The organism is Actinokineospora diospyrosa, from assembly GCF_024171925.1.
In the GTDB taxonomy this organism is placed as follows: domain Bacteria; phylum Actinomycetota; class Actinomycetes; order Mycobacteriales; family Pseudonocardiaceae; genus Actinokineospora; species Actinokineospora diospyrosa.
The window spans coordinates 258,430-276,540 of sequence record NZ_JAMTCO010000001.1 but is presented as its reverse complement, the minus strand read 5'-3'; the positions used below and the strand labels follow the sequence as shown (position 1 = coordinate 276,540).

At 69.8% G+C, this 18,111-nt stretch carries 13 protein-coding genes; 6 read left to right on the top strand and 7 right to left on the bottom strand.

Annotated features, from left to right (window positions below; genetic code table 11):
* Nucleotides 1-870: 870 nt before the first annotated feature.
* Entirely contained in the window at nt 871-1,575 is a 705-nt protein-coding gene (locus LV75_RS01200; protein ID WP_253884675.1) for a Crp/Fnr family transcriptional regulator, read from the bottom strand.
* Nucleotides 1,576-2,040: 465 nt separating this feature from the next.
* On the opposite strand from LV75_RS01200, the gene LV75_RS01195 reads away from it, so the two are divergent.
* Entirely contained in the window at nt 2,041-2,466 is a 426-nt protein-coding gene (locus tag LV75_RS01195; protein ID WP_253884674.1) for a MarR family winged helix-turn-helix transcriptional regulator, read from the top strand.
* The gene (locus tag LV75_RS01190; protein WP_372504115.1) at nt 2,463-4,028 is read left to right on the top strand and encodes an MFS transporter; all 1,566 of its coding nucleotides are present in this window, start codon (nt 2,463-2,465) and stop codon (nt 4,026-4,028) included. The genes LV75_RS01195 and LV75_RS01190 overlap by 4 nt, the downstream gene beginning before the upstream one ends.
* Nucleotides 4,029-4,194: 166 nt before the next feature.
* Here LV75_RS01190 and LV75_RS01185 read toward each other — a convergent pair whose 3' ends face one another.
* Together LV75_RS01185 and LV75_RS01180 are read right to left on the bottom strand one after the other, a co-directional pair.
* Nucleotides 4,195-5,421: a S8 family peptidase gene (locus tag LV75_RS01185; RefSeq protein WP_253884673.1), complete on the bottom strand. Its 1,227-nt coding sequence runs from the start codon at nt 5,419-5,421 to the stop codon at nt 4,195-4,197.
* 126 nt (nt 5,422-5,547) lie between these two features.
* A complete protein-coding gene (locus tag LV75_RS01180) occupies nt 5,548-8,763 on the bottom strand; it encodes a S8 family peptidase (protein ID WP_253884672.1) in 3,216 nt (1,071 codons plus the stop codon).
* Nucleotides 8,764-8,904: 141 nt separating this feature from the next.
* Between LV75_RS01180 and LV75_RS01175 the strand changes: the two genes are divergently transcribed.
* On the top strand, nt 8,905-9,771 hold the full coding sequence (locus LV75_RS01175) for a hypothetical protein (RefSeq protein ID WP_253884671.1): 867 nt from the start codon (nt 8,905-8,907) through the stop codon (nt 9,769-9,771).
* Here LV75_RS01175 and LV75_RS01170 read toward each other — a convergent pair.
* The 4 genes from LV75_RS01170 to LV75_RS01155 all read right to left on the bottom strand — a co-directional run bounded on the left by LV75_RS01170 (nt 9,749) and on the right by LV75_RS01155 (nt 16,569).
* Nucleotides 9,749-11,458 carry a bifunctional copper resistance protein CopD/cytochrome c oxidase assembly protein gene (locus tag LV75_RS01170; protein WP_253884670.1) on the bottom strand — a complete coding sequence of 570 codons (1,710 nt, stop codon included), beginning with the start codon at nt 11,456-11,458 and terminating at the stop codon, nt 9,749-9,751. The genes LV75_RS01175 and LV75_RS01170 overlap by 23 nt on opposite strands.
* 16 nt (nt 11,459-11,474) lie before the next feature.
* Nucleotides 11,475-11,921, bottom strand: a complete 447-nt coding sequence (locus LV75_RS01165) for a hypothetical protein (protein ID WP_253884669.1) — start codon at nt 11,919-11,921, stop codon at nt 11,475-11,477.
* Nucleotides 11,921-15,265: a galactose oxidase-like domain-containing protein gene (locus LV75_RS01160; RefSeq protein WP_253884668.1), complete on the bottom strand. Its 3,345-nt coding sequence runs from the start codon at nt 15,263-15,265 to the stop codon at nt 11,921-11,923. The genes LV75_RS01165 and LV75_RS01160 overlap by 1 nt, the downstream gene beginning before the upstream one ends.
* 536 nt (nt 15,266-15,801) lie before the next feature.
* A complete protein-coding gene (locus tag LV75_RS01155; protein ID WP_253884667.1) occupies nt 15,802-16,569 on the bottom strand; it encodes a hypothetical protein in 768 nt (255 codons plus the stop codon).
* A gap of 186 nt (nt 16,570-16,755) precedes the next feature.
* Here LV75_RS01155 and LV75_RS01150 point away from each other — a divergent pair, with 186 nt between their 5' ends.
* The 3 genes from LV75_RS01150 (at nt 16,756) to LV75_RS01140 (ending at nt 18,098) form a co-directional block, all read left to right on the top strand.
* Entirely contained in the window at nt 16,756-17,010 is a 255-nt protein-coding gene (locus tag LV75_RS01150; protein WP_253884666.1) for a hypothetical protein, read from the top strand.
* A complete protein-coding gene (locus LV75_RS01145) occupies nt 17,007-17,372 on the top strand; it encodes a hypothetical protein (protein ID WP_253884665.1) in 366 nt (121 codons plus the stop codon). The genes LV75_RS01150 and LV75_RS01145 overlap by 4 nt, the downstream gene beginning before the upstream one ends.
* Before the next feature lie 66 nt (nt 17,373-17,438).
* Entirely contained in the window at nt 17,439-18,098 is a 660-nt protein-coding gene (locus LV75_RS01140; RefSeq protein WP_253884664.1) for a pentapeptide repeat-containing protein, read from the top strand.
* The last annotated feature ends 13 nt before the right edge of the window (nt 18,099-18,111 follow it).

Below are 18,111 nucleotides of genomic sequence, written 5' to 3'. Positions count from 1 at the left end.
GGTACCAACCCAGCCTCCGTCAGACCGGCCCCTGGACACTCGGCCCCAGCGATGCCAGCCCGCGCTCCGTCAGGTCCGCCTCAGCCCACCTGATCAGCCCCGCGCCCCTCGGAGCCGCTGGTGCCAACCCAGCCCCCGTCAGGTCCGCCCCAGCCCACCTGGCCAGCTCGTGGACACTCGGACCCGACGGTGCCAACTCAGCTGCCGTCAGGTCCGCCCCGACCCACCTTCCCAGCCCCGCGCAGTCGGAGTCGCTGGTGCCAAGCCGGCTCGATGGGGCGGACTTGTTTTGCGTGGGGGGACAACACCCGTAGCGTCGTCAGCGGCAGGGCCTGCTTTTGGGCCCCTGCTTTGCGGTTCTGCGTCGGGTGTTGTAGGGGCCCCGCGCAAAACAAGTTCGCCCCATCGAGCTTTCCGCATTGTCGCGGATCTGCACCGATGGCGAAGCCGAGGCGGTTACCGGAGCCGAAGGCGGAGGCCCGAATCCCTTGCGACGCACTCCCAGCAACGGCTGACGTCAAGATCAACCTGATCGAAAGCCCCCAATACACAGCTTACCGAGCAGCACCACAAACCGGGAGCAGCAAGCAGCAGCCTGTGGACAGCCAGAACCGTTGTGGACAAGCAACAACCAGCCCACAAGATCAACCAGATCAAGAGCCCCCGACATACAGCCTACCGCGCAGCACCGACGCAACGGGACCAGCGACCAGCGCCTGTGGACAACAGAAGGCGTTGTGGACAACCACCCCCACAAGATCATCCGCAGCAAGCGCCCCCGATACACAGCCTACCGAGCAGCACCCACAAACCGGCAGCAGCAACCGCACCCTGTGGGCAACTCAAGCCGTTGTGGACAACCACGTTCCATCACCACACGCACTCCACGACCTGTTCCTCCCCCGCCACCCGCGCCACCCCCGCCACGTCAACCACCACCACCCGCCGGTACCGCGTCTCCACCAGCCCCGCCGTCCGGAACTCCCGCAGCACCCGCTGCACCGAAGGGACCGAAGTCCCCGACAGCGCAGCCAACTCGGCCTGGCTCAGCCGTACCGGGATGGCGGTTCCGTCCGCGTGGCGCAGGTCCTTCTCGACCAACTCCGCGAGCACGCAAGCGACCCGGCGCTGGACCGCGTAGCCCGCGAAGTCGGTCAGCCTGCGGGTCACCCAGCGGTGCTTCGCTGAGACGGCGCGCAGGACCGCTCGCAACGCTGAGCCGTGGTGGGTGAGGAAGCTCAGGAAGTCCTCCCGCTCGATCCGGCGCACCACCCCCGGACCGCAGGCCCGGACCGACACCGTCCGGGGTCGTCCCTCGAACGCGGCCAACTCGCCGACGAGGTCGCCGCCGGAGCGGACGGCGATCAGGGCCTCGTCGCCGCTGGGGCGGTTGGCGTGCACCTTGAACCAGCCCAGCAGCAGGAGGTACACGTGGGTGGCCGGGTCCCCCGCCCGCAGTAGTCGATCGCCATCGCGCACGCGCACGGACTGGCCGAGCCCGAGCAGCTCCCGCCGCACCCGCTCGTCCAGACCACCCAGCAAACTCGCCTGCGGCCACCGGCTCGCAATGGTCATCAGCCCACCGTTCCCGTGGTCGACACCCAGCGCCGGAGCCCACTGTCCCACCCAGCCACCCCCAGCGGCCCCGAACGACCGACCGTCGCCTGATCGGCCCACAGTCCACATGAGCATTCCGCCCCGGTGCGGAAACTCCCGTCCACGAAGCACTGGCGTGCCGCAATCGCACCCCCGCTGCCCCGTTCGGGTGGTCCTCACTGTCGAAGCCCCCGCACAGCGCTGGGGCGGCCACCCGGACCAGGAGTCGGACGTGGACATCGCCCGGGCAGTCATCCCCTGGGCACACCACGGCACCGGGTCGGCTGATGACCATCGATACCGGCGCACTCGGGTTGTTCGCCCGCACAACGGGAACATCCCCCGCCGCCGACCCGGTGGGTCCGTGAGCCGGAACACCACTAGTTGTGTTCCACAACCAACCTCTTTATAGTTGGCCATCCCAACCACCACCGGGAGGCGGTCATGATCGCCGGGGAGACGGCAACCGGGCTCATCGAGGCGTTGCGGGCGGTCGTGCGGACCGGGCGGGCGCTCAAGCAGGACGACCACCAGGCGGCGGCAGCGGTGTTGGCGGGGCTGAGCCGGGGTGGGGAGCAGCGGCTGGGGCAGCTCGCGTGCGGGCTGGCGGTCGACCCGTCGGTGGTCAGCAGGCAGGTGGCGGGGTTGACCAGGGCCGGGCTGGTCGCGCGCAGGCCCGACCCCGGGGACGGGCGGGCGGGATTGCTCTCGCTCACCGACCGGGGGGCCGACTGGCTGGCCGCGCACCGGCGCAAGGAGGCGGATCGCCTGGTCGGGTTGCTGGCCGGGTGGTCCGAGGACGACGTGGGGTGCCTGTTGGGGTACCTGCGCAAGCTCAACGACGACATCGGCAAGGAGCAACACCGTTGACCACCCCAGTGCTGTCCGCTGAAGAGAGCGGCCGAATGGACCACCGGCGCGTGGTAGAGGCGTTGACCGGGCTGTTGCTGGCGATGCTGACGGCGTTCCTGTCCTCGACGATCGTGTCCAACGCGCTGCCGACGATCATCCGGGACCTGCACGGGTCGCAGCGGCAGTACACCTGGGTGATCACCGCGGCCCTGCTCGCCTCGACCGCGAGCACGCCGATCTGGGGCAAGCTGTCCGACCTGGTCAGCAAGAAGCTGTTGGTACAACTGGCGATCGGGGTGTTCACCGCGGGCTCGGTGCTCGCGGGCCTCGCGGGCTCGGTGGACATGCTGATCGTGTGGCGGGTGGTGCAGGGCCTCGGCCTCGGCGGGTTGCAGTCGCTGGTGGTGATCGTGATCGCCGCGATGATCAGCCCTCGTGAGCGCGGCAGGTACTCCGGGCCGATCGCGGCGGTCATGTCCGTCGCGACGGTGGCCGGGCCGCTCCTGGGCGGGGTCATCGTGGACACCAGCTGGTTGGGCTGGCGGTGGTGCTTCTTCGTGTGCGTTCCGCTGGCGGTCGTGTCCGCGGTGGTGGTGCAGCGGACGTTGAACCTGCCGGTGGTCAAGCGGAAGGTGCGCATCGACTACCTGGGCGCGGCGCTGATCACCGCGGGCGTGAGCGACCTGCTGATCTGGGTGACGCTCGCGGGCAGCGAGTTCGCCTGGGGCTCGGGGACCTCGTTCGCGCTCGTCGGGACCGGGGTGGTGCTGCTGGCGCTGGCCGTGTGGGTCGAGTCGCGCGCGGCCGAGCCGATGATCCCGTTGCGGCTGTTCCGCGACCGGACCACCGCACTGGCCACCCTCGCCAGCGTCGCGGTCGGCACGGCGCTGTTCGGCGGCGCGGTGTTCCTCGGCCAGTACTTCCAGATCGCCCGCGGCCACTCCCCGACCGCGGCCGGGCTGTTGACCCTGCCGATGATCATCGGGTCGGTGCTGTCGTCGACGCTGTCCGGGATCCTGATCACCCGGCTCGGCCGCTGGAAGGCTTTCCTGGTGGCGGGTTCGGCGTTGATGGTGGCCGGGTTCGGTCTGCTCGGCACCATCGACCACAGCACGGACCTGGCGCTGATGGGGGTGTTCCTGTTCGTCCTCGGCGCGGGCATGGGCATGACGATGCAGAACCTGGTGCTGGCGGTGCAGAACACGGTCGCGCCGTCGGACCTCGGCGCCGCGAGCTCGACCGTCGCGTTCTTCCGGTCCCTGGGCGGCACCGTCGGCGTGTCCGTGCTCGGCGCGATCCTGGCGAGTCGGGTCACCGCGCTCACGACGCAAGGCCTGGCAGCACAAGGGATTCCGGTCGCCCCGGGCGGCGCGGGCATCGGTTCCCTCGACCAACTGCCACCGTTCGTCGCCGACATCGTGCGCGCGGCCTACGGCGACGCGACGGCGACGATCTTGCTGGTCGCGGCAGTGCTGTCCCTGGTGACGGTCGCGGCGATCGTCGCGATCAGGGAGGTCCCGTTGCGCACCCAGTCCGGCCTGCAGCGCCAAGCAGCCGAGGCGGAGCTCGCCACGGGGTAGAAACGTCTTGGCCGGTACCTCCTCTTGAGCTATATCGGCAAATGCGGTCGATCCCCAATCCAGCACTGTCCCCCGCGACAGGGGATCCCCTCGACCGGGCGCGGCGGATCGTCGACTACGCCCGAAGGCCCCGGGACCGCGGTCCCGGGGCCAACTCCTGATCGGATCAGACGGGGATGTGGTTGGCGAACAGCAGCAGGTTGGGCGATCCGGCGCCCTGGAGGGTCACCACGTTCGGGGTGGCGTTGGCGGTCAGCGAGGTCGCCGTCTGCCACGAGGTGTCACCGGGGAAGCGCTGCCGCCAGAGGGCGGCGGTGCCGGTGACGTGCGGGGCGGCCATGGAGGTGCCGCTCAGCGTTTGGTAGGAGTTGTCGGCCAGGTGGTAGGCGGAGTAGATGTTGTGGCCCGGGGCGAAGATGTCCACGCAGGGGCCCCAGTTGGAGTTGGGCCAGCGCTGGTCGTTGATCTGGGTGGCGGCGACGGTGGTCGCGGCCGGGGTGCTGGCCGGGGAGAAGCCACAGGCGTTGGCGTTCGAGTTGCCCGCGGCGACCGAGTAGTGCACGTTGGCGGCGATCGAGTTGGTGACGGCGGTGTTGAGCGGCGGGAAGTTCGCGCCGCCGAGGCTCATGTTGGCAACACCCTTGCGGTTGTTCATGATGGCGTCGTTGGTGACCCAGTCGACGCCCGCGATCACGCCGCCGCCGGTGCCGATGCCCAGGCAGTTGAGGACGCGGACCGAGACCAGCTGGACCTGCTTGGCCACGCCGACGTTGGTGCCGCCGACGGTGCCCGCGACGTGCGTGCCGTGGCCGTTGCAGTCGTTGCCGGGCGGGAACACGCCGCCGACGGTGTCGATGCCGTAGAACGCCCGGCCGCCGAACTCCTGGTGGGTGTAGCGGATCCCGGTGTCGATGATGTAGGCGTAGACGTTCGGCGCGGTCTGCGGGTAGTGGTACTTGGTGTCCAGCGGCAGGGACCGCTGGTCGATGCGGTTGAGCCCCCACGACGGGGGCGCGTTCTGCACGCCGAGCGCCTGGGTCTTGAACTCCTGGTCCTGCGCGATGTACTGGTAGGCGATGTCGGTGGACAGCTGCCTGGCCTGCTCCTCGGAGCCCTTGACCAGGAACCCGCGGATCGCGGTGTAGTACTGGGTCTGCACCGTGATGCCGTACTTCGACGACGCCTCCGCCGCGCGCCGCTTCACCACGTCCGGGGACGCCTGCTGATCGGCGAGCACGGCGATGTAGGTGTCGGGGACCGCGTTCGGTGTGTTGGCGTACAGGATCGCGGCCGGTTTGGTCGCCGCGGCGGGGGCGGCGGCCACCGGTACGGCACCACCGAACCCGGCCACCGCGACGACGACACCGGCCAGGAGAGCCGCTCTCCTGGACACCTTTCGGAACCTGGCGTTCATGCCTTGGGCCTCCACTGAGCTGGGACTAACAGGGAAGCCGAGCACATCGCACCGTGGTTGTGGATCGGTTGCGGTTCGCTTGCAACACCTTTTGGCGCAACGGGTTCATCCACCGTACGCGCGAATCACTGTCTGTTCCACCTCATTGCCGTCGCGGTCAACCGCATTGGCCCGTAGCGACACGAATGCAGTACCCGCTGGGTGCGTTACCGTCGCCGTTGCGTCAACAACGGGTACGTCCACCCAGGTGATCCCGTCGTTGAACGAGGCAGATAGGACCAACCTCGTCAGCGGCACGGCGGGCAGTTGCGGCTGTTTGCCAACGGACACCACGACCTTCGTCGTTCGGCCGACCGCGTGGTTTCGCTGGTCCAAACCGATCGGCGCGAAGCGAAGGGCCATCAGCGGCAGGATCGCCCCACCTTTGGCGCGCGGCTGCGGTCGGACCGAGGTGAACGTCCACGAGGTCAACACCCGCGCGGACAGCGGCGCGGCGCGTTCGACCTTGGCGTCCAAGCGGTACCTGGCCGAGGCCTCCGGCACGTCCCACGTGCCCTGACCTGGTTCGGTCGAGGTACCGACGAGTTCGCCCTCGCGGTACAGGGAGGTCTCCGCCGTGTCCACAAGGGATGATCCGACCCGGTCGGCGGAGTCGACGAGCATCGGCACGCCGACCGAGATGGTGTCGTTCACCCGAACGGCCAACCCGTCCTTGGGCAGGGACGGCCCGAACGCGGCGGTGTTCCAGTCCTCGCGGTAGGTCTGGCCGGGGGCGTGGCGCACCACGTCACCAGCGGAGACCGACTCGGTGATGACCTGCCCCTTCACCACCCGCCACTGCTGGAACTCCGCGGACCACTGCTCACCGTTGGCGCCGTGGAACTCGGTCCTGGTCAGCGGCAGGGTGATCGGCAGGCCGTACCCCGAGCCGGTCTGGAACACCGGGTCCGACACCAGCCAGAGCTTGGTGCCGCTGCGCTTGGTCTGGACCTGGCGGTAGGTCGTGTCGACGCGCGCGAGGTCCCCGTCGGCGACCTGCTTGGTGAACCCGGTCGGCAGCGCCCCGCCTTGGAACCACGCCACGTTGTAGGTCACCGGCGCGCTCTCGACGCCACCGGTCACGTCGGGCACGTAGAAGGCGCCGCCGACGTCGGCCACGACGTCCTCGATGGGGTCGCCGTGCTGGAAGGTGAAGATGCGTTCGAAGTTGTCGCCGAGGATGCCCGCGTAGAGCGTGCCCCACGGCAGGCGGCGTCCGTAGCCGGTGCCGACCGCGCGCGGATGCACGTTCGGCCGGTCGAAGCCGATGGCGATCGGCTTGGCGTCGGCGGCGTTCAGCTCGACCGTTGTGTCGGCGGCCACCTGCACGTTCGGCTGCACGACCTTCCGGGAGGTCGTCCGGCCCTCCGGCGTCGGCGCCGAGATCACGGTGTCGAGGTGGTAGGTGCCCTTGCGGACCCGGACCCCGCCCTCGCCGCCCACTGTCCAGATCGGACGGTACTGGTTGCGGCTGACCCCGAACAGCAGGGTGAAGTTGCTGTCCGAGCGGTCACCGGCGGCGTTGACGGTGTGCACGGTCAGGTCGTAGCTCTCCGGCTCCCGGTCGACGGCGACGGGTGTCGTGATCCGCTCGACCCCGCCCTCGGCGATGACCCACGCGCTGTGCACCGACTCCGTGGCGTCGACCTTCGTGTCGACGGTCACCTCGACGTCGGTGCGGCCGCGGGCGGGCACGGTGATGTCCTGTGCCGACAACCGGAACATGCCTGCGGGCGGGTCACCGGCCAGCGAGAGGCGGAGCACCAGCGGGACGGTCGCGGTGTTCACATAGGACAGTTTCTTGGTCACCGGCTGGTCGTCGTCGTGCGGCCACGGCTGTCGACCGATCGACACGACGGGTGGTTCGGTGACGCCGACCTGGGTGACGGCCCTGGCGACGTCGACCCGACCGGCGCCCTGGTCGAACGCGGTGGCGTTGTCGACCCGCTTCGCCGAGCCGATCAGGGCGGCCTTCAGCTGCTTCGGCGTCCAGTCCGGGTGGCGTTGGACCAGCAGCGCGGCGGATCCGGCGACGTGCGGGGTGGCCATCGAGGTGCCGCTGAGGTTGGCGTACTTGTCCTTCTTGGTGCCCAGGTTCGAGTACTTCGACCTGGCGGCGACGATCCCGACGCCGGGCGCGGAGATCTCCGGCTTGAGCGCGGCGTCGCCGACCCGGGGGCCGCGCGAGGAGAACCCGGCGAAGCGGTCGGACTTGTCGACCGCGCCGACGGCCAGCGCGGCGTCGGCACTCGCCGGTGAGGCAACGGTTTCCGCGCCGTAGCCGCCGTCGTTGCCCGCGGCGATGACGAACAGCGCCCGGTCGCTGAGGCGGTTGACCGCGGCCTCCAGCGGGTCCTCGTCGGCGGTGTCGGTGCCGCCGAGGCTGAGGTTCACGACCTTGGCGCCCGAGGCCACGGCCCACTCGATGCCCGCCAGGATCGCGGACTCGGCGCAACCCCAGCCGCCGCACACCTTGCCGATGAGCAGCTTCGCCTCGGGGGCGACGCCGACGTACTTGCCCGCGGAGGCCGAGCCGGTGCCAGCGACGGTGGAGGCGACGTGGGTGCCGTGGCCGTCGGAGTCGGCGAGCTCGCCGCCCTCACCGGTGAAGTCGCGGCTCGCCTGGATGCTCTTGCGCAGGTCCGGGTGGGTGGCGTCGATGCCGGTGTCGAGGACGGCGACGGGCACGCCCTTGCCGGTCCAGCCCGCCGCCCACGCGCTTGGGGCGCCGATCTGGCGGACGCTGACGTCCAGGCTCGGCTTGCGCACCCCGTCGAGCCAGACCCGGCCCGCCGCCCGGCTCTGGCTCAGCTGGGCCCAGTACGCGCCCGCGTCCGACTTCCGCACCTTGACCGCTTTAGCGTCCACACTGGACAGCGTGAGACCCGCTCCAGGCGCGGCGGCGGGAGCGATCAGCGGGAGGTCGTCGCGGTCCTCGTCGCCGTAGCCCTCGCGCAGCAGGGTGGCGACGTCGAACAGCCGCCGGTCCAGCCGCCCGGCCTGCAGCGCGGGCAGCGCGTCGGACGGGATGACGGTCAGGGCGTCGCCGGTGCCCGCGGTGGCGAACTGGACGCCGTCGCGACCCGGGCCGGGGTCGACCGCTGGGACGAGGCGGCCGCCGGTCTTGCGCAGGGTGACGTGGTCGCCGGTGATGAGCGTGAGCGAGCCGAGGTAGTCGGTCGTGCTCACTGCTGCCGCGGTCGGGTTCGCGTTCGCGGCGGGGATGGCAAGACCGAGCAACGCGGACGCGGTGACGGTCAGCAGGGCCAGGGCTGGGCGCATCAGTTCAACCAACTCGACGCCCGCGGGCAGCGTCTAGGGTCCGTTCGTAGGCCACCATTCCCAGTCCGGGCCGGTCACACCGCCAGTGGCTCATCGCGGGTGCTGACAGGCTTCTAAGGGAGCGTGGGTGACACTGCCCGCATGCTTCGGGGAATCTGGCGCACTGCGCGGCCGGTGGAGCGGTGGTCCTACGCGGTGGGGGCCGCCCTCTTCGCGAGTGGCGCGGTGCACGTGGTGGTGCTGTTGGTGACGGGGTGGACATGGTTGGGTCCGCTGTCATTGCGGAAGGCCGCGACGTTTGGGCTGTCGTTCGGTCTTACGCTCGCCACGGTCGCTTGGGCTACCTCGTTCGTCGCGGTCCGTGCGCGGAGGCTGCTGTTAGGCCTGTTCGCGGGTGCCAGTGTTGTCGAGGTGGTGCTGGTCAGCGTGCAGGCTTGGCGTGGTGTGCCGTCGCACTTCAACTTCGAGACGGCGCTGGACACCGGGGTCTCGATGACCTTGGCGGCGGGTGGCGGGGTCCTCATCCTTACGACGATCGCCTTCACTGTGGCGGCGGTGGCAGGAACCAGGCAGTCCACCCCCACGATGCGCGTTGCCATTCGCTTCGGTCTAGTCGCTTTATTGGCGGCGTTGGGAGCTGGCGCCGCGATGATCGCGCGCGGTGTTGTCGCTGCCCGCACGGGTGACCCTCAGATCGCCTACACCACCGCAGGTGCTCTTAAGCCTCTTCACGCGGTCGCGATGCACGCGATCCTTGTCGTGCCTGCGGTTGCGTGGCTGCTGGATAAGTCCACTGTTCGACCGGATCTGAGCCTGCGGCTGGTGTGGTCGACGGTTGTCGCCTACGCGGCTCTCATCGCCTTGGTGGCCGTCGAGTCCATCACGGGTGTTTCGCCGTTGGCGCCGCCGGTCGCCGCTGCCATCGCGTCGGTGGTCGCTGTCGTAGCTCTAGCTGCGGTGGGGTCGTACGCGTTGTTCGAGGGAGTCAGACGGAGGCGAGTTCAGTGACCTTGGGGCGCGCTACTCGCGTGGTCAGGACTGCGTAGGCGGCAAGTGCGACTCCGGCAGCGAGCATGACCCAGGCCGCGGTGGCCTGGTTCGCCAGCACGTCGTTATGCCATCCCAGTGCTAGGCGGCCATAGAACTCCCGGCCGAGCGCGGTGTCGCGCATCAGCAACGCCACACCGGTCACGACGTAGGCAGCGGCGACCAACAGAACCGGACCGCGGCTGACTCGCGCGAAGAGAACCAGCCCGGTCGCTAGAGCGGCCCCGAAGATGACCAGCCGGGCCCAGTGAAGGCCGGCGGCGGAGTCGTAGAGACCGAGTGCGTAGGTGACCAGCGGGACCACAGCGGCAAGGTAGGCAGCCACCAGTGGGCGAGGTAGCCACACCGCGACCGGGCCGACAAGGGCGAGCGGCTTCCCCCGGGCGAGTAGCGCAGGCACGGCCAAGCCCACCAAGACCTGGACACCCACATGCGCGGAGAACAGCACCGGTTCGTACTTGCCCAGGCCCGAACTGGTCGCCACGAGCAGCAGCGCGCATCCGGACAGCCAAGCGAGAGTGCGCTCTACCGGCCACGGGTCGGTCCGGCGGCGCAACCGGTCCAGGTACCAGAGCGCGGCGGCGACCGCCGCCGAGCCGAACACCAAGTCGAAGCGCCAGTCCAAGACGACCCTGATGAGGCTGATCGGTTCTGGCAGCGGGAAGCCGATCAGAACTTCGGTGGCCGATAGCCTCCGCCGCTCGCCGATAGGGCCAGATGTGCGGCTAAGACCCACCGCCAACCCGATGGTCGCAAGCATGACAAGCACCTCAACGGCGCCTAGCTGCAAGAGCGCTCGAGGGCGACCGGCGTCCATCATGCGCAGCGTCCGTGTGCGGTGCAGGTAGCCGAAGAGCCCAAGAAGTAGCGCGGCGGCCGTCTTGGCGACGATGAGCAGCCCGTATTGCGTGCCCAGATCGGCGAATGACAACCGCAGGGACGCGTTCACCACGCCGGTCGCGACCACCGCCAGCCAGCAGCCCAACGCCACTGCTGAGTACACCCGCGCCGCAGTGGCGGCGTAAGAGCGGTTGACCAGGACTAGAAGTGCGACGAGCCCACCAACCCACAGCGACATGGCCACTACGTGCAGCATCAGGCTGTCGCTGGCGATGTCGTGGTCTCCGCCTGCCGAGGAGTGACCGGTCAACGCCACAGGAGCCACACCGATGAGCGACAGCACCAACAGCGCCAATGGCTTTACCTGAAGCCGAACGCCGACCCACACCAACGCGGCCAGGTTCGCGACCACCAACCACGCCAGAGCCACCGACAGCTGTCCTACGGCGGGCCCGAGAAGCGGCAAGACACCCACCACGGTCTGCCCAAGCGCATCCGCGACGGTAAGCACGACCATGGCTGCAGCGAGCAGTGCCCACCATCCGGCGAAGGTGCCAGCGACCCGGGCAGCCCTACCGGAGTCCCGCTGCGGGACCAGCACGGCAGCGGCCAGCAACGCCCCCACCACGAGGACCGCGGCAACCTCCGCGAGGACTCTTACCGACGGCAGCCCGTAGCGGACAAAGGCACCTGGGTTCGGTAGACCTATCACCGGTACCGGCGCGACAGCCGCGATCCCGGCGGCCACGACGGCGCCGGTGACCGTACCGATGGCCACCAGCGGCGCCAGCCTGGTCTGCTGCTTCACCCCACGACCTCCACAATCAGGGACGGCCGTGACCCCGGTCCGAGGACAGCACCTCGAACGAGGCGATCTTCCACTTCCCGTCGACCTGGACCATCGTCACCGCGTCCACCAACGTGAGGTTCGGCCGCACCAGGGTCACCGTGACCTTGGCGCCCTCCGGCGTGGTGACCGTGTCACCCACCTGGAAGTTGACCATCGTGTCGGCCTTGGCCCGCTCGCACAACCGCTCCACGGTGCCGTAGCTGCCCCGCACGGGGTCGGTGAGCAGGTCGAACGCGGTCGGGCAGTCCTCGGCGATCGCGGCGGTGAAGTAGCCGGACACCGCGGCGGCCGGGGTGTCGTCCGGGGTGCTGAACAGCCAGACCTGGGCGGCCACCGCGGCCACGACCGCGGCGCCGACCCCGGCCAGGACCCCCGGCCGCCGGGTGAGCGGCGGTCGGGTGTCCTGGACTGGGGTCGCCATCAGCCGTGCTTGAACACGACGGTGGTGACCATCCACGGCGTGTTCGCCACCGTGTTCACCGTCGCGTTGGGTCGGGCGCCGAGCACGGCGAGCTGGTCCTCGATCAGCATCTCCATGTCCCCGGCTGGCGAGGAGTTGAGGCGCTGGGTGAACCCGGCGCCCGGCGTCAGGTTCCGGGAGAACCCGGAGTCGACGTAGAAGCCCACGGCGAGGTGGTTGTTGTCGGTGACCGCCGTGGTCTGGCCGGACGAGGCCGCCGCGGTGCTGCCCTTCGCGGAGATGAAGGAGTCGACCGCGCCGAGCCCGGTGGCCAGCGACAACCCGGAGTACTCGACGACACCCACACCGATGTCGGCCGAGGCCGACGCCGAAGCGGTCACCGTCAGCCGCTGACCGCCACCGGAGGTGATGGGCGCGGTCCAGATGCTCTGCTCGGTGTTGTCCGTGGCGACGATGCTCGACACCTTGGTGTAGACGTTGCCCGCGGAGTCCCGAACGCCGGTGGCCCGGGAGCCGACGGTGTTCCAGATGCCCACCTGGACCACCAACCGGTCCCCCACCTGCACCGCGGACGGCGTGGTGACCGCCCGCTCGGCACCCGGTCCGCGACCGGTCACCTGCTGCACGTACCCGGGGATCGGAGTGGCAGATGGGGTTACCGAGTTCGACGGGGTTGACGGGGCACTAGTACCGATCCCGTTGGTCGCAGTGACCCGGAAGGTGTAGGCGGTGCCGTTGGTAAGACCGGCGACCACGGCGGTCGTGCCAGTTACCGCTACCGGGGTCTGCGGGGTCGAGCCGATGTAAGGCGTGACGGTGTAGTTGGTGATGGCGTTGCCACCGTCACCGGGCGCCGACCAGGTGACCGTCGCCGAGGCGTTGCTCGCGACCGCGGCCACCGCCGAGGGGGCGGACGGGGCGGTGATCGACGGCAGGATCCGCACGGTCTTGGCGACCGAGGGCACGCCCGCGGAGTTCACCACGAACAGCATGTAGTCACCGGGCGGGGCCAGCGCGGCGCCCGCCGGGGTCTGGATGTCGAGCTTGCCTACGCCCTTGGTGAACTGCAGCGGGACGAACCGCTGGTCCATGTCGCTCTGGTGGGTGTTGGCGCCCATCGACACCAGGTTGACCGCGCTGATGTCCGCCGCGTCCGGGGTGGACACCGAGATGGTCTGCGCGTACGCGGTGCTCGCCGGGGCCGCGGTGACCGTCGGGCGGGCGCCGTTGAACAGGTACGGCGGGGAGAAGATCTGCGCGGAGAGCTGGCCGGGCACGGTGGCGCTGATGTGGTGGCCACCGCCCGCGACCAGCACGCGACCGTCGGCCATCAGCAGCGCGGTCTGGTGGTACTGGCGCGGGACGGCCATGGCGCCCGCGTTGGTCCACTTCTCGGTGGCCGGGTCCCAGATCTCGGCGTTGAGGATGCCGGTGTTGAGCTTGCTCTGGTCGCTGGTAGGGGCGCCGCCGACCGCGAGGACCTTGCCGTCGGCCATGGTGGTGAGGGTGTGGAAGTCGCGCGCGGTGTTCATCGGCGAGGTCTGCCGCCACGCCGCGGTGGGCGCGGTCAGGTCGATCACCGAGGTGTTGGCCATCGCGGGCGCGCCGTCGGAGACCGTGGTGGACCCGCCGCTGTAGAGGATCTTGCCCGGCCGGTACATGGTGGAGGAGCCGTTGATGACGCCGCTGGCGCCCACCGGGGTCCAGGTCTGGTTGTTGACGTCGAGCCAGTAGGAGACGTCCTCCGACGGGCCCATCGTGAACACCTTGCCGTTGGGGGCCAGGTAGGCGAAGGGGTACTCGACCTCGTGGATCTGCGAGGTGTTGACGTTGTTGAGGACGGTCCAGGTGTTGTTGGCCGGGTCGTAGACCTCGGGGTGCTCCGCCCAGGTGTAGGCGTCGGAGGTGTTGCCGCTGATGGTGACGTAGCGGCCGTCCGGCAGCTCGGTGATGCTCGGGTACCACCGGGGGTAGTGCATGTCCGCGACGCGGCTCCACGCGTTGGTGGCCGGGTCGAAGATGGTGGTGTCCTTGATGCCGAGCTCACCGGTCGAGACGACGCCGTAGCCGCCGACGACGAGGACGCGGCCGTCGGGCAGGTGGGCGTTGGCGGCGCAGAAGATGCTGTCCGGCGCCATGATGGTGGTGAAGTTGTTGGTCGCCGGGTCCCACAGGTAGGTCGGCTCCGGCTGGTGCCAGCCGTCCCACAGCAGGTACTTGCCGTTGTTCAACGCGACCATGTGCACGGCGACGAACGGCCAGTCCATGGCGGGCGCCCACTGGCCCTGCGGGGACGCGGTAGGCGTAACTGCGTTGGACGGGGCAGACGCGGCACTAGTGCCGATCGCGTTGGTCGCAGCGACGGTGAATGTGTAAGGGGTGCCGTTGGTCAGCCCGGGCACTTGGAGTGTGGCTGCCGGGGCGCTAAGGACGATGGGCGCCAGCGCGGTGCCGTTCGCGTACGGGGTGATGCTGTACGAGACGATCGGGCTGCCGCCGTTGGGCGGGACAGTCCAGTTCACGGTGGCGCTGGCATTACCTGCCTGCGCGGTGACCGACGTGGGCGTGGACGGCGCGGTAGGTCCGCCGCCGCCGGTGTTGCCCGAGGCCTTGAAGACGATCGTGGCCATCAGCCAGGGGACGCCGGAGCCGGTGGACACGCCCGCGCTGGGCTGCTCGCCCGCGCCGACCGGTCGGTCCTCGAGGACGAACTCCATGTCCGAGGTCGGCGACACGTTGACGCGCTCGGTGAACCCAGCGCCCGCCGCGAGGGTCTTGCCGAAACCGGAGTCGACGTAGAAGCCGAGGGCGAGGCCATCACCGGTGGTGAGCGGCGTCGGACCGGACGTGACGACCCCGGCGACCGTGCTGGTCCCCGTCGCCTGCGCCTTCTGGTCCACCACGGTCGCGTCGGCCACCTGGGACAGCCCGGAGTACTCGGCGACGGCGATCCCGAGGTCGGCCTTGGCGGTCGCGGTCACGGTGATGGCGGGCTTGGTCCCACCCCCGTTGACGACCGGCGCGCTCCAGACGCTGAGCTCGGTGCCGTCGGACGCGGTGACCGAGGACAGCAGGGTGTAGGTGTTGTTCGCGGCGTCCTTGACCGACTTCGCCTTGGCGTTCCCGCTGCTCCAGACCCCGACCTGCACGACGATCCGGTTCCCGGTGGTCACGTTGCCCGGCAGCGTGACGGCCTTGCTGGCCACGATCGCCCGCGCGCTCACCTTCTGCACGAACGCGGGCGCCACCGCGGCCGCGTACCCGGGTAACCCGAACCCGACCAGCACCATCGACACCAGCGCGGCCAACACCACACGCGCCCGGCGGGGGCGAAGCAATCCCATGACCCGTCCTCGACCGAAGTTCCCAGGCCGACCACGCCGGCGTCGCTTACATCGCTACCCCCGGAACAACGTTTCGCCTGGAGAGGGCCAATCACACAATTACGCCCTTCGGCGGTATGTACGACGGATCCCCTTGCGGGGTAGGGATTTTCCGAGTCCGCGGAGTGACTGCCGCCCGCCCACGAAAAATCCGGACAAAGCGGATTCCCTAACCCCAATTGAGCCCGACCACCGAATTGCGCACCGCACTGTCGCGCCCGTTCGAAGCGTGGGACCACGTACCTGGGCTCCCGGGCTTGCCGGTCAAACAGCCACCCCGCGTTGACTCGGCTTACGGCTGGCCGCTTGGGGTCGTGGACACCCTCTGCGCAACCCCGCCGCAACGCCGCCGCACCGCCAGGCGGCTGGAGGGCCAGGCGCGCTGACGAGGTCTACGCGATCACCAGAGCGGGGCAGGCCCAAGTAGAGGCGACGGGATTGCTGGACATGGGGTGATCCGTCCTGCCGGTCGCGCCTCGGGTGCGACCGGCGGGTGGTCAGTGGTTGTTGAGGCCGCCGTGGAGGTGACCTACCTGGATGGCGGTGCCGGTGTGGATGCCGCTCATGACGTTGTGGACGGGGCCAGTGGTGGGAGTGGGGTCGGGAGTAGCGGGCTGGTCGGCGGGGTCGGGGGTGGCGGGAGGCTCTGGGATGGGGACCAGGCCGGAGGTGAGGAGGTCGCCGCTGGGGGTGGGGACGTGGAGGTGGGCGGTGGCGCGGTACTCCTTGATCTCCACCTCGACCGGGGCGGTGGGGAGGGTGGCGTAGTCGGTGTGCACGACGTCCTCGTGGACCCGGTTGGAGAGGAGGGCGGCGAGGTAGGTGCGCTCGGGGTCGGACCGCTTGAGGGCGTCGCGCAGGGGGGCGGCGTCGAGGAGGCGGTGGGCGGTGACGAGGGCCCGGCCGCCGCCGACGCGCAGGACGGGGCCGACGTGCAGGGCCGCGCGCAGCCGCAGCCGCAGGGCGCGGTTGTACCGGCGCATGTAGGCGTCGCGGGCGACGAGGACCTCTTGGAGCGCGCCGAAGAACCCCTCGACCACGGCGGGCAGGTGGCGGGTGTCGAACGCCAGGCCCATGCCGTCGCCGGTGTCCTGGGGGAACAGCTTGCCCTCCCAGACGTGCGCCAGGCCGCTCTCGTGGAACGCCGCCTCGAGGACCTCGGGGATCGCCTCGGCGAGCTTCTGCTGACCGGGATCGGTGTTCGACCCGTACCGCTCGGCGTCCACCACGAGCACACCCAGGTACGGCGGTAGTTCCTCGCTCACAACGTCCTCCCCATCGCGTCTCCCCGTGCACGACCACCGTACTGGGCACGCGCGCCCCGCACGGGTGACAAAAGCTGGTCGGTTCCCCGCCATTGCCCGAACGGGCAGGCCTGGACCGCGCGCCATCACACCCGGTCGCGGCCGGGCGAGGACAACGGAAAGCCCCCTCGCGGAAGGAGCCCCCCGATGGCGACCGAGTTCAAGTTCGTGGTCGACGGCCTGGAGTTGTCCGACGCCCAGCGCGCGGTCATCGCCCAAGCGGTGGCGGAGGCGGGCACCACCGCGGTCGACAAGGTCATCGGCCGCGACGTGCCCTACTTCGAGTTCGGCGGCACCCGGCTGCGCAAGTGGGAGCTGATCGGCCGGTACCTGCTGGCCGGTCCGCGCGCGCTGGAGCTCGCCGACCAGGTGCAGGGCTACCTGGCCAAGCGGGAAGGGTGAAGGCCACCTGCCCGAGCGGGCAGGCCACCCCCGGCGCCACCCTGCTCGGGATCATGGGCCCCGGCGGCCGGGTCGTGTTCACCCCGCACGGCCCGACGCTGACCCCCACCCTGCGCACCCACCTCGAATCCCAGGTCGACGGTCCACTGGAGTCGCGGTACCGCTTCGCGACCCCCTGCGCCACCACCGGCTGCGCCTTCTGGGACGGCGCCTGCCGAGCCCTCGACGCGGCCCACGAGGACTACCCGACCCCCGCGGACGGCCCGCTCGCCGAGTGCGGGATCCGGGACAGTTGCCGCTGGTGGTCCCAAGAGGGCCCCAGCGCCTGCGCGGTCTGCCCCCAGGTCAGCACTCGGGCATGACCTGCCGGGCCTTCGGCTGGTAATCGACGGCCGAAGGCCCGGCTCTGCGGGCGATAGGTTGCCCGCATGGAGTTCTTGAAGGTCGCGGGTAAGACGCTCCACCGTGCCTCCATCGAGGAGCAAGACCTGGTTGACGAACCGCTCGATTTCGCGGGGGCGTTCGCATACCGGGACGCGCGCCTAGGGCCGGGCGAGCAGTCGGGCGTCACCGGCGGCGGCTCGCTGTCGGTGGTGGTGATCACGGATGTTGACCTTTCAGGATCTCGGTTGAGCCCCGTGGAGCTCGCCAACGTGCGGTTCGACGGTGCCGACCTCGCCAACGCGACCGTGTCCGCGCCGGTCGCCCGGCGCACGGAATTCCTGCGCTCCCAAGCGATCGGGCTGCGGCTCGACATCGACCAAGCCGCCGACGTGTACGCGCGGGACTGCCGGTTCGACTACGCGACCCTCCGCTTCGGGGACGTGAAGAACACAGTTGTCTTCCAGCGCTGCTCGTTCCGGGAGAGCCTCTTGGCTGGCGACCTGTCGAACGTGGTCTTCGACGAGTGCGACCTGATCGACACCGACTTCGAGGCGACCCGGGCCACCGGCTGCGACCTGACCGAATCCAGGGTCACCGGCGTGCGCGGCCTGCTCAGCATGCGCGGCGCGCGGATCTACGCCGATCAGGCGAACGCGCTCGCCAGCCAACTCGCGGCCGAAGCGGGCCTGAACGTCATCCCCTGACCGCCCCTCCCGT

Bases quoted from the DNA above. Each gene is read 5' to 3' on its own strand.
- LV75_RS01175 (WP_253884671.1), top strand. From the start codon at position 8,905: ATGCTTCGGGGAATCTGGCGCACTGCGCGGCCGGTGGAGCGGTGGTCC.
- LV75_RS01200 (WP_253884675.1), bottom strand. From the start codon at position 1,575: ATGACCATTGCGAGCCGGTGGCCGCAGGCGAGTTTGCTGGGTGGTCTG.
- LV75_RS01195 (WP_253884674.1), top strand. From the start codon at position 2,041: ATGATCGCCGGGGAGACGGCAACCGGGCTCATCGAGGCGTTGCGGGCG.
- LV75_RS01165 (WP_253884669.1), bottom strand. From the start codon at position 11,921: ATGGCGACCCCAGTCCAGGACACCCGACCGCCGCTCACCCGGCGGCCG.
- LV75_RS01150 (WP_253884666.1), top strand. From the start codon at position 16,756: ATGGCGACCGAGTTCAAGTTCGTGGTCGACGGCCTGGAGTTGTCCGAC.
- LV75_RS01140 (WP_253884664.1), top strand. From the start codon at position 17,439: ATGGAGTTCTTGAAGGTCGCGGGTAAGACGCTCCACCGTGCCTCCATC.
- LV75_RS01160 (WP_253884668.1), bottom strand. From the start codon at position 15,265: ATGGGATTGCTTCGCCCCCGCCGGGCGCGTGTGGTGTTGGCCGCGCTG.
- LV75_RS01180 (WP_253884672.1), bottom strand. From the start codon at position 8,763: ATGCGCCCAGCCCTGGCCCTGCTGACCGTCACCGCGTCCGCGTTGCTC.